Here is a 14,338-nt window from a genome sequence, read left to right on the forward strand (position 1 = left end):
CACCAATTGAAAAAGCCCGTTATGCGTGAGCGGTGCATTGCGGCCAAAGGGGAAATCGCCTCGATGCAAAATGAGGTGTTGGCCGCGAATGCACCCTACGGGTCTTGACTAAGGCATCAAACCCAAAAAACGGAGGAAATCAAGTTTCACGTGGGCGTTATTTGATTAGCAAGCTCCATCCATAAGTAACGTTATAACGAAATCAAGTTTCGCTTAAGCGTTACTTAACTATCGCACTCCATAGATAAGTAACGTTATGGCAAAATTAAGTTTTCTTCTAGCGTTACTTATGAATGGCCTGCCGTAATCAAGTAACGCGGTTTAGTAATCAAGTTTCGTACTCAAGTTACTCGATTCGTCCCTTGGGTTGGCTGATGCTCCAGGGTGCTAGTCGCCCACCCTCTCTGCATTGATCGAACGGATGTAGCCGCGATCGCAGATACTGTAGCTGGGATCTCTACGATTGGTGTTGCTTTAGGCGTTGGGCCAAAAGGCAGTCTTCAAAGCTAAAGGCTTCATCATCAAGCAAGCTTGCAAGAGCCATTTCAATTACAGCTTCGAGAGAGCAGTCTAGCTCAGACGCTTTTTGGTCTAGCCCTTCTCTAACGTAATCGGGCAGATAACCAACCAGCTGATGAATTGCTTCAGGCGGCAGATGTTGTGTAAAGACAGTCTGAGTCATAGCGCTCTGGGAATTTTGACATTGTAGGGCGGGTTCGAGGCTTGTAAAATCAAGGTTTCTAGCTCATATGATAACCCTGGCCTTTGCCACTCGTTGACGATAACGTACGCGATTCTGACATCATTAGGATCGTAGCGGTCAAGCCAGCCCCAGAGAAAGACCTTGTGACCACCGCGCAGCCTGTCCCGTAGATTTTTGGCTTTGCCGACGTAGAGCAGTTCTTGAGTTCGATGACGAAAAGCATACAGCCCAATGCGACTGGGGATGGTCTCGAAGTCGCGGCTGAGAGGTTGACAATCTTCGAAAGGAGTAAATGCGAGAGTATCCAGTATTTCTCGGGCTTCTTGCTGAATTTGACTGGTCATTAAGGTTGAGGGGCAACGGGGCGATCGCTGTAGAGAATAGTAGTCTCTTGCTGGCCTTTGGCTAAAAATTTTTAACACGGCATAGATGTAGAGCTGTTGCAGCCAATGATTTTGCCAATGCAACTTCGAAGCAACCTACCGCAAATTCTGGCACAGCGATCGCGCCATCTAGCCGTGCCCGTGGCTACCCTGGGGTAGCTTTGCACACCGAGATCACTCGCCATGAAACGCGCCCTTGCCCTTGCCCTTGCGCCCCTTTGCCTGGGTCTTGCCGCTACCCTACCGCTGCCGAGCCTCAACGGCTGCTCGATGCTGGCCTGGGCGCAGGACACCCGCACCTACGGCAGCGATGGCAGCGACGGCCGCAGCGGCAGGTCGGGGCGCGACGGCACCGCCGGGGCCAGTCAAACCGCGATCGCCGATGGCACCCCCGCCAGCTTTAGCCTCACCGGCAGCGATGGCGAAGATGGCGAGGCGGGCGAAGACGGCTATCGGCCCCGCTGCGGTGGACAGCCCCGCAACGTGAGCTACAACCTGCAAGCCCCCGACGGTGGCGATGGCGGCAACGGTGGACAGGGCGGCAGCGGTGGGGCGGGCGGCGATCTGACGGTGTACTTTGGCGATCGCGCCGCCCTGCGACAGCTCTCAGTAAACGCCAGCGGGGGCCGCTTTGGGCGCGGCGGGCGGGGCGGCAGCGGTACCCTGGGCTGCCGCTGCGACAGGCGCGATTGGGAGATTCAAACCTGCACGGGCACCCCTGGCCAGGCCGGCTACAGCTGCCGCAATACCCGCTACACCTGCCGCGATGGCCGCAGCGGTAGCAACGGTGCCTTTGGCCGCGACGGTGCCCCCGGTGCCGATGGGCAACTGTGGATTGTCAACCAGCTAGAGCCATTGCAGCCCGAGACCCCAGCGGCATCCGTAGGGCTGTCAACGTTGGCCAGCCAGCCGGTGCAGCTCTCGCGCAACCTGTGGGCCGAGCGCGGCGGGGCTAACGCTCTGCTGGCTCCCGGCTCCCGCGTCAACGACATTTATAAGGAGTACACCGGGCGCGTGGAGGGCACCGTCAGCCTTGACTGGCAGGCCCCCAGACCGCTGGGCACCTTTGCCGGGGGCGATGTGCGCACCGAAATTCAGCCCGATGGGTCGCTGGCGGCGACCTTTCCCGACAGTCTGTGGGCCGACTACACTACCCGCCGCGAGGGCGACCAGATGGTGATCACCGTGACCAATGCGGTGCGGGCCAGCGATGTCACCCGCCTGGCTCTGGGGACGGTGCAGGGCAGCGGCGCAAACCTCTCAGCCGCCGTGCTCGATTTGGCCAGCGAGTCAGAGTATCTCAATACTCAGTTTCGTCTCACGCTGAGGACCACCCGCGACGACCCCAGGGACAACCGCCGCCCCCGCTACGTCACCGTTTACGACGATGTGTTGCCCACCGAACTGGTTAGTCTGACCGGCAACCGCTTTGAGCTGGCCCTGGGACGGCTGCCCATCGATCGCGGCCCTCTGACCCGTGGCACCTACGCCCAGCTTGAGATAACCGCCGTGCGATCGCTGGGCGACAACCGGGCGGAGCAGACCATGTCGTGGCAGGGGCAGTTTTAGGGCGCAGACGGCAGCAGCGGAAGTAGTTTCTGGCTTTCTATAGACGCAGTTTCGCGAAATCTCTGTAAAGCTTTTGAGAAAGGGAGGCGATCGCCATGGATTGGCGATTCGCGTCGCTCGCTTTTGGCTATAGTATCGGGCGAGTAAAATCGTCGCCGAGCAAATACAGGGCCAAGCAAACATATAGGTTTAAGGGTATGACTATCTCCTTTGGTCGTCATCTGTGCGGCAACGCGGCGATCGCCACACAGCAGGAATGGTTGATCACCAACGGGCTGGGCAGCTACGGCTGCGGCACGGTGTCGGGGGTGCTCACCCGCCACTACCACGGGCTGCTGGTGGCAGCGCTCAAACCGCCGGTCGAGCGCACGCTGCTGGTCACCAAGGTGAATGAAACCGCCACCTACTTAGGCCAAAGCTATGCCCTCTACTGCGATCGCTGGGCCGATGGTGCCATCACTCCCCACGGCTACCTGCACCTGGAGTCGTTTCGGCTGGAGGGCACAATTCCGATCTGGGTCTATGCGATCGCCGACGCCCGCCTCGAAAAGCGCGTCTGGATGGAGCCAGGGGCCAATACCACCTACGTGCGCTACACCCTCAGCCGCGCCAGCGCCCCGGTGCACCTCGACCTCAAGGTGCTGGTCAACCATCGCCTGCACCACCACAGCACCCAGGGCGAGGGCTGGCAAATGGCGATCGAACCCTGCCCCCACGGACTGCGCCTTCAGGCTAAAGACAACGCCCAGCCTTTCTATCTGCTGAGCGAAACCGCCCCCGCCAGCCCCGCCCACACCTGGTACAACGGCTACGCCCTAGCGGTTGAGGCCTACCGGGGCATCGACCCCTACGACGACCATCTGCACGCCGCCACCTTTAGCCCCACCCTGGGCCAGGGCCAGTCGTTTACGCTGGTGGCCACCACCGAGGCCGAGGCCGATTGCTCCGGGCAAAGCGCCCTGCTGCGCCGCCTGGCCTACGAGCAGCACCTGATCAGCCAGGGCAAAGCGGCCCAGCCCGACGACCAGCCCCCGACTTGGGTAAACCAGCTGGTGCTGGCCGCCGATCAGTTTATCGTCAACCGGGCGATCGCTGGCCTGGGCGTAGATACCGACCCCGCCGACTTCGGCGACTCCCTAAATTCCCCCAGTCCAGAAACCGCTGCCACCCCCGCTCATCCCCAGGGTGAGACCGCCGAGAGTACCGATAGCCATCAGTCAACGCCCCTAATCATCGGCAAAACCGTGATCGCAGGCTACCCCTGGTTTGGCGACTGGGGCCGCGATACCATGATCGCCCTGCCGGGGCTCACCTTTACCACCGGACGCCCGACCCTGGCCCGGCTGATTTTGCAGACCTTTGCCCGCTTCCTCAATCAGGGCATGCTGCCCAACGCCTTCCCGGAGGATGGCCAAGCTCCCTACTACAACACCGTAGATGCCACCCTCTGGTACTTTGAGGCCCTGCGCGCCTACCACCAGGCCACCGCCGACACCGCCTTAATCAAAGACCTCTTTCCCAGATTGCAGGAGGTCATCGACTGGCACTGCAAAGGCACCCGCCACAGCATTCAGGTCGACCCCGCCGATGGCCTGCTGTCAGCAGGAGAACCCGGCGTGCAGCTCACCTGGATGGATGCCAAAGCGGGCGACTGGGTCGTCACCCCCCGCATCGGCAAGCCGGTGGAAGTCAACGCCCTGTGGTACAACGCCCTGCTGGTGATGGCCGAATTTGCCCGCCTGCTGGGTCAGCCTGCGGAGAACTACCAGACGATGGCCGCCCAAACCCACCAGGGCTTTCAGCGCTTTTGGAATCCTGATCTGGGCCACTGCTACGACGTGCTCGACGGCCCCGACGGCGCAGACCCGGCCCTGCGCCCCAACCAGATTTTCGCCGTCTCCCTGCCCGATGCAGCCCTGGGCGAACCCTGCCTGAGCTCCGACCAGCAGCGGGCGGTAGTCGATGTGGTAGCCCAGCGACTGCTGACCTCCCACGGGCTGCGATCGCTCGACCCCGACCACACCAGCTACGAAGGCATCTACGGCGGCGACCTGATTCAGCGCGACGGCGCTTACCACCAGGGCACCGTGTGGAGCTGGCTGATTGGCCCCTTTGTGCAGGCCCACTGGCGGGTCTACCAGGATGCCGACCTGGCCCACAGCTTTTTAGACCCGCTGATTCACCACCTGCACGGCGGCGGCTGCCTGGGCACCGTCAGCGAAATTTTTGACGGTGACGTGCCAATGGAGCCGCGTGGGGCCTTTGCCCAGGCCTGGTCAGTAGCCGAGGTGCTGCGGGTCAGCGCCCTGCTGCGCCCCCGGCTCAAAGAATAGGTCAATGCCCATTGCCAATCTTTAGATTAGGCAATACTGCAAACAACGGGGCTGGCGGGATTCGAACCCACGACCTGCCGCTTAGGAGGCGACTATTCCAGTAGCCTAAAAGCCTATTAATCAAGGGGTTAGCTAGCCTGACTGAATCTGCTTCCCTAAATCTTCCCTAATGGCTGAGGACTTGGATTCGGTTTAGAAAGAATCTACCTAAGTCTATTACTTAGATGTTGAAGATAACTTCAACCAACCTTCACCAGAATTCGGGTGGTGTGCCTGAGCCATTGAATTCGCTGAGATTCCCATAATATGGGCACTCTCTAAAAAATTTTTATCCCATGAGTGACCCGAATTCGGCACAGCCTGATCCCATATACCAGAATTCTACCCAGGCCATAGTTGAGCACCAGATTCGACCCGATGACCTGATGGCAGAGCTGGGGATCAAGAAAGATGCTTACTACAGCTACCTGAAGCACCTCGACATCAAGGCCCAGAAAGACGGCAGTGGCAAAGCTTACCTGGAGCCACAGCAAGCCGACCGCATCCGAGCCCTACGATCGCACGTTCTAGCCACCGGCAAGATCGACGGCTTTGAGGAAACGGCTCTAGCCACGGCTGAAGAATCGGGCTTGGGCGACACTCCCCCCTGGACTGGCCCTACCCCAGAGGCAGACACCCCTGACCTGGAGCGACTAATCCGCCAGGCCCAGGAACTCGCCGCTCACAATATGGCGATGGGCGACCTGGTAGTGGCGCAGCTGGCTCAGCAGATGACCTTTGACGACCTCGCTCCCGACCTTCAAGGAAAAGTGACGGAGGTAAGGGAAGCGACCCGCCCAAAAGCGAACCCCGCCGAGATCGCCAGCCGGATCCTAGGCCAGTGGCGCAGCCAGCGGGGAGCAGCAGCGTAAGGACTTTAACCAAACCTTTGACCACCCGCGACGGCAGCGCCCTGGTGGTGGAGTTCAGAGAGGACGACATTTCTCAGATGGTCAGCTCTTTAGTGAAGGGGCAGTCTCTTCTGGTGCTTGGGGAATCAGGCAGCGGCAAAAGTGTTCTGGGGATAGAGATTGCCAAACGCCTGGGCAGTGACTACCAGATAGCGATCGCCTCCTACTCCGGCAGCGCCAAACAAACCCTGATCGCCATCGCTGAAGCCTTAGGGGTGCCCACCGAAACCTGTGATGAGCGGCCCAAGCCTCTCACCGCCGACCAGCTACGGGTCGAAATCGCCAAGGACATGAACTGCGGTAGACGACTGCTGATTGCTGACGATGCCCACCGCTGGCCCGCCAGCCTGCGCTACTGGATGGAAGAACTGCTGAGGGGGAAAGGTCTGCTGCTGCTGCTGGCGGATCGGCCCCCAGCGCGGGATGTCTTTCTGAAGCTGCCTCGCATGGAGTTGGATCCACTTACCCCCGACCAGATCCGCACCATCATGTATGCCGAGGCCACCGCTCAGGGTATGGCCATCAACCCCACCAAGTTCGCTGACCTTCAGCAACGAGTCGGCGGCAACCCGGCCCTGGCCAAGCGGGTGGTGCATGAGGAACTACTGGGGATTGGGGAAGAGATGAGCACAGACCACCGGCAGTACATCGACGGTACTCCCTTCCTGATTGCTGGCCTCAGCGCGATCGGAATCGTGAGATTCATCGGCATTGGTCTGGGCGACAAAGCACTCTACATCGTGGGCGGGGTGGCCACCCTCTTGGCCCTAACGTTACGCACGTTGTTCTACTCGCTCAATCGGAAGAGTACGAGGTTAGGGAAATGAACATCCGAGGTATTTGGGGGGATGAATCTGGCCAGCTAGCCCAAGACCAATGGGTCATCGTTTGGCAAGTGAACCTGGTTGGGCTGGAGTTTTACTGTACCTGCCAGGTGAAGGACTTGGGCGACCTAGAGCCAGAAGAGTGTGTTTTGGAGATGATGGAGGTGCAGCCATGATGAGTGTGACCCATGCTGCCCTGGCGATCGCCGCCACAGCCATCTCGATTGGCACCGCCGACCCCTACGTGCTGACCACCGCCGCAATTGCATCCCAATTGCCCGACATCGATACCACAGAAAGCTTCTCAGGTCGCCTGATTTGGCCCCTGACCAACTTTCTAGAGCAGCGCTTTCCCCATCGGTCGCTGACCCATTCCTTCATGGCTACGGCCATTGTGACTGGGCTGGCGGCTCCCCTACTATGGATCCAATGGCAATTCTTCCTGGCAATAGTAGTGGGCTACTTCGTCGGCTGGTTTGCCGATGCCTTCACCAAGTCAGGTGTGGAAGCGTTCTATCCTAACCCCGCCCGCCTGGTGATACCAGGCAACCCCAGAGCACGACTCGACACGCGATCGCCTGCTGAGTATTGGGTACTGGCCACTGCCGTTTTTCTTACCATCGTCAGCATCAATCTGACCAGCGCCGGGGGACTCTCTGAAACCGTTGCCCGCACGTTCTTTAACGACACGGCCACCGCCGCTGACTTGTTTCACAAGCATGGAGCGACCCAGCGTGTCTTTGTCACAGTAGAAGGGATCCACACGTACACCCGGCAGTCAGTCAGCGGCACCTATGAGGTTTTGGAGGCCAGCACCAGCGATGTAATTGCTGAGAACGTAGCTACCAGTCAGATTTACAAAATCGGCAAAGGATCCGACGCCCAGATCCGTCCCAATCGGGTCAAGGTCAACCTAGGGGATCCAGTCAATGTGTCAGCTCAAATGTTTAACCTGCAGGAGGTCGGGGTCATGGAGTGGTTGGCGACTGTTCCCCAGAACGCCTACATCAGCGGCAGCTTGATGCTTGATGATCTGGACGAAGCACCACCCCCCAGCAGCCTCGAAACCTACCCCACGATAAGACTGTCCACTGGACGGATTGAACTACAAAATGCCCACCCCCACGAGATTTCAGCCCTGCTGCGGGAATTCTGGATCTTGCAGGGCAGTGTCCTTGTGAAAGTGAAAGCATGACAAACCCCACTCCCCACCGTGAAGGCCCACCACTACAAGCTTTCATCGGTCTAGGGAGTGTTCTGGGGATAATGGGACTGATTTGGATTACGCGGGCAGAGCCTACCCAGGGACAGGCCCCAGCGATCCAGCCGCCACAGCCGCAACTCATCACCACGCCCCCGGTTAGCACTCAGCCCCGAGTCCTTACCTTTACGCTGAGCCTGAGTGAGCCTGACGACCTGAAAGTGCGGCAGGGGGATTATGTCGCCACTGGCGATATCCTGGCTGACCGCACCCGCGAGAGAAGCGCTCTCCAGGTACAGCTACAAAAGACCCAGATCTCACTTCAGCGGATCCAGGCTCAGCAGGTACTCGACCCACCCCAGCCGCTGCCCGTGCCTCCGGTATCGGGCTTGCCCCCGGTCTACTACGGCACTCAAGAGGCAGCGATCGCTCAGGTTGAAGACAGCATCGACCTTCAGAAGCGAAAGATTGACCTGCTGACCACGATGAAGCCCTCAGAGGTGCCCCCGGCCATGCGCGAGCATGAGGACCGCATCCTGGAGAAGCTGTACCAGGATCTGGAGCTGGCCAAAGCTGAACTGAGTCAGGCCCAGGAGAAGCGGGCCTTTCAGGAGTATGAATACTCTCTGGCAATGGCGCGACGGGCAGAGGAAGCCAATCAACAGCGGCTTATGCACTCCCAACAGCTCCAGCAGGCCGAGCAGCAGCGCCGGGAGAAGGCATTCCAAGAGGCGCAGCTGCAGGCCCAGGTAGAAGACATCAACGCCAAACTTATCGACCTATCGACGGTCAGGAGCCCCTATGCAGGAACGATTCGCCGGGTTAAGTGGCTGGGGCAGTCGGACAACCGCCTCTCCGTTGAAATTACGCTGTCTGTTGGCGGTGGCCCTAACCCTGATACCTCTACTATCCAACCCCTCTCTGTCCCTGGCCCAGTCAGCCCCTGATGAGGTCTATGAGGAAGAGGAAGTCTTTGAGGAAGAACCCCTTGAGGAGGAAGTCTTTGAAGAGGAACCCCTTGAGGAAGAATCCCTTGAGGAGGACAGTGAAGAACCTGTTGACGTTGAAGATCCCAGCCTGCCGCTAATCTCTCACCCTGACGAGTTCTACCAGCTCGACGACAACCCTCTCAATCCCCTGGGCGACAACCTCGATCTGTTGATCCAAACCCAGATCAATGAAGATCTGTGGACGGCGATGATGGGCGACCTGCCCTGCCTGGAGCCAACCACCGAGTGCATCAGCGAACTTCAGACGATGGCGGTGGAGAACAACCTCACTTTAGCCATCATTCAGGAGCGCATTGACGGCATTGACCAGCGCATCGAAGAGGCCCGCAGCCGCAACCAAACCGCTGTTTGGATGGATTCATTCGAGCCGCTGATGTCTCGCTACCTGACCTATGAGCAGGTGATGGTCAATGGCCAACCCCAACAGCGGGGATTCTTCGACCGCCTACTCTCGGCTTTCAGTAACCCCCTCAATGCCATCAACGAAGCTTTGGGCCTGATTGGCATTCCCCTGATTCGTGGCGTGACCCAGACCAATGCCAGGGCTCAGCAGACGGCGATCGCCATCAGTGACCTCCAGGTAAAAGTGGCTCAGATCGAGCAGGAGAAACGCAAAATCGCTGAGACTCTTCGGGAGCAGGTTGCCCTTGAAGTGCTGGAGTTCGATGCCACCCGGCGCGAGTTCCAGATCTCTCAGGAGGTGGCCCGCCGCGCCACAGTACAGCACAGGCTGCTGGAGATTGACTACCGCTTCAGCGACCAGATCGACAGTGTCACATACCTGGGCCATCTGTCACAGTTAGATAGGCAGAAGGCCGATACCTACCGCGCTTGGGCCAGGTTGAGAACTCGCTTGGCCCGAATTCAGATGATGGTCTTGGGGATTGAAGAATAGGAAATAAAATTTTAGATACTAAATTATGAGCTAACACCAATTAAAACCGAGCCTATAGCTACTACATCCTTACAGGTCAGGAGTTTCAGCCCTTTATTGAGTACATCCTCATGAAGGATTTTTACAATTAAATCTTCTGCCCACTCCTTAAGTGTCAATATTTTTAATGATGTTTTAAAGATATTTTCGACTTAATAAATACTAAGATCCCATGAATAGGGTGTTGGTAAGCGAAAAATGAGTGAGTCACAAGATGGATTAAATAAGATCACAGGCGAGGGTTCAGGTGAAGAGGCTTCAGTCGGTATAAGTAAAATTTGGAAAACAACAAGGTTCTTACTTGTTTTCGTAATTCTCCCAGTTGTAACAGCTTTTAACACCATTAGAGTAGAAATACTCGATCGAGAAGTTGACCTGGTGAGATATTTCCAAAAGGAAATCAAAGACTCACTTGAGCAGCTTTCAGGTTCAGATCCCGAAAAGTCAAGGGTTGCTCTAGCGTCTCTATATTCACTTGCAAATGATTACGACAAAAAAAGGGTCCTGATTTCAATTGCGTCATCGCGTGACAGCGATGACTTGGATGAAGCCATCTCCTATCTCATCCTGTCAGAAGATTCAAAAGAAAGAAACAAACTTATTGATAATAACCCATCCCTAAGAGAGGCATCAAGACGGATTGAAGCCAAATGGGTAGTAGATAACTATCAAGCTTTAGAGGGGGTTGAATCCAATGCAGATATTCGCCCACAGGTCACGAATGGAGGTACTCAGCTTCTTAGCTTATTCTCTAGCAACGCCTTGGAAGGATGGATGCTTCTTGGACGTTTTTCAGAAACTGCTAGTCGAGAAATTGATATAAATGGAAGGATGAATTTGTCCTTGCAAAAGGAAGAAGCCAGTAAATTCAGCTTCAATCCAGAAGGGGCCATAATTGATAAACTTAATGTAAATGAATTACAAGACTCTTATGCAGAGATTGTCTCTCCTATCTATATTAGGCAATCTCCTCCTGGAATTGGATATGACTTGCCTTCAATAGCCGCAAGTTCAAATACTTCAATAGTAGGAGTCCTGTGCCAAGGCTCTGAAGTAAAAATTCTTGACTATAAGCCAATTAAGCCTAGACAGGGAAACTATGCACTTTGGGGAAAAGTGATTGTTACTAAATCTAGGCCCTGCTACAGTCCCGGTGATGGAGAAGTTATAGAGCAGGAATGAGGCTGACTGTCATAGTTTATATTTTACGAAAAAGCAAACCTCGGCCCGCAGAGCATGGTCGAGGCCGAGAAGCTTTATGACTTAGATTCAAATGATGGTCTTGGGCGTTGAGTAGCCTAAAACGTAATCCCGTTAGGTGGGTTAACCATCCAGGGCGGTACTAAGCAGGATGGGATTTGGGGCAGATAGTCGCTAAATATTTCATCGTATCTATCATCCATAACGGTGACACCACGTTCGCTGCCCTCAAACCAATGGCCAAAGTTTGATGCTCGCCAGTCTCCAGGAAATCGAATAGTAGGTGGTCCAGATGTGGCACCAAAGGAAGCTTTGCCCTCTACGTTGTCACCGGAGATGGGGTAGTTACCGTCGGCGGCGCGAAGCCAGTAGCTGGCATTGCGAGTAAAACTCCACGATGAGACAACAATATTGCCGTTATACCCAAAGCAAAAGCTGGCAGTTGCAGGAATAGTGAACCCCGCACCCGCCGACCTGGGCAAGTCATTCCCACCCCAAGGCCCATCAGGGAATCCATCACTGTCGCGATCATCGGGAATACCATCGCCGGTAGAGTCATCCACCCGACCATCCTGGTTAAAGTCATGACTTGTAGGGTTGTAGGTCGCTAACGTGAAATCATTCATGCTGGGGGAGCCAGAACCCCCGTCAGAGCCGCCCCCGGAGTTCTCTCCAGAGTCACCCCCTGAGTTTCCATCAGTCCCGCCAGGGCCGCTAGAGCCGCCCCCTGAACCACTAGATCCCCCAGAGTCACCCCCCGGCGTTCCACCACCATCTGAACCGTCGCCATCACCAGAGCCGCCCCCAGTAGAACCACCCCCAGTAGAACCGCCGCCAGATCCACCCCCAGTAGAACCGGTAGCAGCAGCGATCGCACTCGGGATAGACCGGGCCGCTTCGACCACGGCAGCAGCGACCTCACTGCCCGCGATCGCCTCAGCAAAGATGTCTGTCCAGGGCTGGGGCAGGTAAAGAGCACTGCGATAGCACTCTAGGGGCGTCGTCTGAGGGATTTGGTTGATCTGAAATTCGGCATAGGTCGAGGCCGAGGTGGTGGGCAGCAGAATGCTCTGGTTGAAGTTGATCGTGTCTGTCTCGCGCACGCGCAGGATGCCACAGGCGTTGACGCGCCGAGTCAGGATGCGAAGCTGACCAGGATAGGTAACGGTGTAGCGGGTGTCGGGCTGTTTGCCAACGATTACCAGGTCGCCGCTCGATGTCCTGAAGTGGTTGGGGCGTTCTTCATCGAGGGCGTAGGAACCATCTGCCTTGGGCCGACAGTTGGGCCTGATCTGCTGGGGTACATTGGCGGGGTTGATCACGGCTCCATCCACCTGAACTGTGGCGATCGGGTAGTTGGCTGAACTGGTGATGACCAGCAGGCCACACTTAGTTGAGGTGAGGTTTCGGCTGGGAGGGGTATCAAGGCCGATCCTCACCTGGGCATTGGGTTCAAGCTTATAAACGGAAATAGCCCCGTCGCCATCGCGGTACACATGGCCTTGGGCGGCCATCAGGGGAGCGGCTAGCAATGCCAATAGGGGAATTGAGAGGGAGAGTTTCATAATAAAAAAGCCTCTCCGTAGAGAGGCCGGTTTGGAGTGAATGTGAGGAGACGAAAGTTACTACCAGCTAGCGGGGTTATAGAGCTGACCACTACGGCATAGGGGCTCTGGAGTGGCGGTGGGCAGCGTGTTGATGTCGTAGGATATGCCCCCGATCTCAAACGCTTGGTTGGCAGCATCCTCCCAAGGGATCGTGCTGGTACCGCTGATGGCCACAAACCCGCAGGCGTTAGCGGTCACGTTACGGGTGCGGCCCCCAGAGTAGACTGCCTCATAGACCGTGTTGGGAGTCTTGACGACCACCACCTCCCCGGCCCCAGTCTTGAAGTTTGCGGCCCGTGCCTCTTCCAGGTTGCCATCCACACAGCGGGGCAGTAGTTGGGTTGGTAATGAGGCTTGGTCAACAGCCATGCCATCGACCGATACCAGGTCTGTTAAGACGTTCGAGGGGCTATCCCGCAGCACCACCAGGCCGCAGGCGTTGGCCGTCACCCGCCGAGATGAAGTGGCATTGGGATAGGTCATCGTCAGCCGTTCACCAGGAGTGCGGTTGGCCACAATCACCTGGGGGGTGCCGTTGGAGCGCATCACTTTATAGACGGTATTGCCGCTATAGGTTTGAGCCATGGAAAGGGGTGCAAACAGCCCAGCACCAATTAAGCCAGCACCAGCGATCGCCAGAAATTTACGCTTTTTCATGTCAGTCAGCCGAGGAATCTACGAGAGAGGACAAAAGGGAACACTGGTATAACCGTACTTTTTCAGAGCGGTTGCCAACGTCCGGCACACTATGGGATTGCGTCTATGAAAACTGTGAATTTGCGGTCTGTTTGGCAACTTTCCTAAGTACTCTCACGGGAGGGAGTTCAGTAATGGGGATGGCCATATGGATGGTTCTGGTCAGAGCCGAGAGGCTATGGTGGGCGTGCGGGAGGGGAACCAGTAAAAGAGAAACGTGGGCTGGATAGTATCAGCGTATTAAGTCAGGAGGGGCCGACGATGACTACTCCCAACAACTCAACCCCAGAACGTATTGTCCGGTTTACTGTTGACATGCCGGAATCCTTGCATGAGCAGCTGTCTCAAAAAGCGACCCAGTGGAATCGGAAGAAGGCTTACCTGGTGAGGTTGGCGATCGCGCAGGCGCTGAAAGACCTGGATGATGATGCAGTAATTGGGTAGTACAGTTCAGCATCCTTAAGTCCGTAAACAGGGCAAAAAGTGCTGATCAACAGACATAAACCCATATCTCAATATTAAGAAGCATTAAGGATGATTCCGTCGTCTTGCTGGGCATCCTGTTTGTAGCAGATAAAAGAAGCCTTAATTTAATGTCACTTTGAAGCTTCTGTAAACGCTCTGATGCTGTATCTCTGTCATGCAGTAATCGCGTTACATATGCTTAAGAGAGTTGTGTTCCTGAAGATTCATAAAAGTCCAATTAATCACTAAAGCCTGCCAAACCTTCTAGATTATTTTTCTCGGCTTAGCTTTAAGTCGTGGAATATTGTGTTTATTTTTTATGCTGAATACTTCTACGCCAGGGCCATTTCATTCTCAAGGAAGGCTGAAGATGCTAGAGTTTCAGGCTGATTCATCTTTTCCTTAGGCTCTATGCATCTTTCTCCTCCATCCCCTGCTACGGTTCCCCAAACCCACCCCGAGT

The 14,338-nt window shown here is 56.2% G+C and carries 13 protein-coding genes; 9 read left to right on the plus strand and 4 right to left on the minus strand.

What is annotated here, in order from left to right; all coding sequences use genetic code 11:
* Positions 1–457: 457 nt before the first annotated feature.
* Complete coding sequence (locus ACQ4N7_RS19305) at positions 458–682, minus strand: hypothetical protein (protein ID WP_430713117.1); 225 nt, start codon at positions 680–682, stop codon at positions 458–460.
* A complete protein-coding gene (locus ACQ4N7_RS19310; protein WP_430713118.1) occupies positions 679–1,047 on the minus strand; it encodes a GIY-YIG nuclease family protein in 369 nt (122 codons plus the stop codon). Before ACQ4N7_RS19310 ends, ACQ4N7_RS19305 begins: the two co-directional genes overlap by 4 nt.
* Positions 1,048–1,269: 222 nt before the next feature.
* Between ACQ4N7_RS19310 and ACQ4N7_RS19315 the strand changes: the two genes are divergently transcribed.
* From ACQ4N7_RS19315 to ACQ4N7_RS19350, 8 genes are all read left to right on the plus strand, one after another.
* On the plus strand, positions 1,270–2,655 hold the full coding sequence (locus ACQ4N7_RS19315; protein ID WP_430713119.1) for a collagen-like protein: 1,386 nt from the start codon (positions 1,270–1,272) through the stop codon (positions 2,653–2,655).
* A 197-nt stretch (positions 2,656–2,852) separates the two neighbouring features.
* Entirely contained in the window at positions 2,853–4,988 is a 2,136-nt protein-coding gene (locus ACQ4N7_RS19320) for an amylo-alpha-1,6-glucosidase (RefSeq protein ID WP_430713120.1), read from the plus strand.
* Positions 4,989–5,323: 335 nt separating this feature from the next.
* Entirely contained in the window at positions 5,324–5,899 is a 576-nt protein-coding gene (locus ACQ4N7_RS19325) for a hypothetical protein (protein WP_430713121.1), read from the plus strand.
* Between the two features lie 17 nt (positions 5,900–5,916).
* A complete protein-coding gene (locus ACQ4N7_RS19330) occupies positions 5,917–6,765 on the plus strand; it encodes an AAA family ATPase (protein WP_430713122.1) in 849 nt (282 codons plus the stop codon).
* 169 nt (positions 6,766–6,934) lie between these two features.
* Complete coding sequence (locus ACQ4N7_RS19335) at positions 6,935–7,957, plus strand: metal-dependent hydrolase (RefSeq protein ID WP_430713123.1); 1,023 nt, start codon at positions 6,935–6,937, stop codon at positions 7,955–7,957.
* A 71-nt stretch (positions 7,958–8,028) separates the two neighbouring features.
* Positions 8,029–8,910 (plus strand): hypothetical protein, encoded by an 882-nt coding sequence (locus ACQ4N7_RS19340; protein WP_430713124.1) that lies wholly within the window; start codon positions 8,029–8,031, stop codon positions 8,908–8,910.
* Positions 8,822–9,868 (plus strand): hypothetical protein, encoded by a 1,047-nt coding sequence (locus ACQ4N7_RS19345; RefSeq protein ID WP_430713125.1) that lies wholly within the window; start codon positions 8,822–8,824, stop codon positions 9,866–9,868. The genes ACQ4N7_RS19340 and ACQ4N7_RS19345 overlap by 89 nt, the downstream gene beginning before the upstream one ends.
* Positions 9,869–10,105: 237 nt before the next feature.
* Positions 10,106–11,089 carry a hypothetical protein gene (locus tag ACQ4N7_RS19350; RefSeq protein ID WP_430713126.1) on the plus strand — a complete coding sequence of 328 codons (984 nt, stop codon included), beginning with the start codon at positions 10,106–10,108 and terminating at the stop codon, positions 11,087–11,089.
* A 116-nt stretch (positions 11,090–11,205) separates the two neighbouring features.
* Here ACQ4N7_RS19350 and ACQ4N7_RS19355 read toward each other — a convergent pair whose 3' ends face one another.
* Positions 11,206–12,672 (minus strand): hypothetical protein, encoded by a 1,467-nt coding sequence (locus ACQ4N7_RS19355; RefSeq protein ID WP_430713127.1) that lies wholly within the window; start codon positions 12,670–12,672, stop codon positions 11,206–11,208.
* A gap of 60 nt (positions 12,673–12,732) precedes the next feature.
* Positions 12,733–13,371: a hypothetical protein gene (locus ACQ4N7_RS19360; RefSeq protein ID WP_430713128.1), complete on the minus strand. Its 639-nt coding sequence runs from the start codon at positions 13,369–13,371 to the stop codon at positions 12,733–12,735.
* Positions 13,372–13,671: 300 nt separating this feature from the next.
* Between ACQ4N7_RS19360 and ACQ4N7_RS19365 the strand changes: the two genes are divergently transcribed.
* A complete protein-coding gene (locus ACQ4N7_RS19365; protein WP_430713129.1) occupies positions 13,672–13,854 on the plus strand; it encodes a hypothetical protein in 183 nt (60 codons plus the stop codon).
* Positions 13,855–14,338 lie beyond the last annotated feature (484 nt).

Source organism: Nodosilinea sp. AN01ver1, from assembly GCF_050565655.1.
In the GTDB taxonomy this organism is placed as follows: domain Bacteria; phylum Cyanobacteriota; class Cyanobacteriia; order Phormidesmidales; family Phormidesmidaceae; genus Nodosilinea.

Coding starts and splice junctions, on each gene's coding strand:
- ACQ4N7_RS19320 (WP_430713120.1), top strand. CDS start 2,853: ATGACTATCTCCTTTGGTCGTCATCTGTGCGGCAACGCGGCGATCGCC.
- ACQ4N7_RS19365 (WP_430713129.1), top strand. CDS start 13,672: ATGACTACTCCCAACAACTCAACCCCAGAACGTATTGTCCGGTTTACT.
- ACQ4N7_RS19315 (WP_430713119.1), top strand. CDS start 1,270: ATGAAACGCGCCCTTGCCCTTGCCCTTGCGCCCCTTTGCCTGGGTCTT.
- ACQ4N7_RS19340 (WP_430713124.1), top strand. CDS start 8,029: ATGGGACTGATTTGGATTACGCGGGCAGAGCCTACCCAGGGACAGGCC.
- ACQ4N7_RS19350 (WP_430713126.1), top strand. CDS start 10,106: ATGAGTGAGTCACAAGATGGATTAAATAAGATCACAGGCGAGGGTTCA.
- ACQ4N7_RS19310 (WP_430713118.1), bottom strand. CDS start 1,047: ATGACCAGTCAAATTCAGCAAGAAGCCCGAGAAATACTGGATACTCTC.
- ACQ4N7_RS19335 (WP_430713123.1), top strand. CDS start 6,935: ATGATGAGTGTGACCCATGCTGCCCTGGCGATCGCCGCCACAGCCATC.
- ACQ4N7_RS19325 (WP_430713121.1), top strand. CDS start 5,324: ATGAGTGACCCGAATTCGGCACAGCCTGATCCCATATACCAGAATTCT.
- ACQ4N7_RS19360 (WP_430713128.1), bottom strand. CDS start 13,371: ATGAAAAAGCGTAAATTTCTGGCGATCGCTGGTGCTGGCTTAATTGGT.
- ACQ4N7_RS19355 (WP_430713127.1), bottom strand. CDS start 12,672: ATGAAACTCTCCCTCTCAATTCCCCTATTGGCATTGCTAGCCGCTCCC.
- ACQ4N7_RS19305 (WP_430713117.1), bottom strand. CDS start 682: ATGACTCAGACTGTCTTTACACAACATCTGCCGCCTGAAGCAATTCAT.